3 tRNA genes are annotated in these 247 nt (G+C 54.3%); all 3 read right to left on the bottom strand.

What is annotated here, in order from left to right:
• Position 1: 1 nt before the first annotated feature.
• The 3 genes from ACA31_RS00015 to ACA31_RS00005 all read right to left on the bottom strand — a co-directional run bounded on the left by ACA31_RS00015 (position 2) and on the right by ACA31_RS00005 (position 247).
• Positions 2-73 (bottom strand) — tRNA-Gly (locus ACA31_RS00015).
• 3 nt (positions 74-76) lie between these two features.
• Positions 77-158 (bottom strand) — tRNA-Leu (locus ACA31_RS00010).
• Between the two features lie 13 nt (positions 159-171).
• Positions 172-247 (bottom strand) — tRNA-Lys (locus tag ACA31_RS00005).

Raw genomic sequence — 247 nt, 5'->3', positions numbered from 1 at the left:
GAGCAGAAGACGGGATTCGAACCCGCGACCCCGACCTTGGCAAGGTCGTATTCTACCGCTGAACTACTTCTGCATATGCGGGTGAAGGGAGTCGAACCCCCACGCCGTGAGGCGCTAGATCCTAAGTCTAGTGCGTCTGCCAGTTCCGCCACACCCGCGATATTAAAATAATGGTGAGCCATAGTGGGCTCGAACCACTGACCCTCTGATTAAAAGTCAGATGCTCTACCAACTGAGCTAATGGCTC

It is taken from the genome of Staphylococcus sp. NAM3COL9 (genome assembly GCF_001431205.1).
Lineage (GTDB): Bacteria > Bacillota > Bacilli > Staphylococcales > Staphylococcaceae > Staphylococcus.
This window is presented reverse-complemented; position numbering and strand designations above follow the sequence as displayed.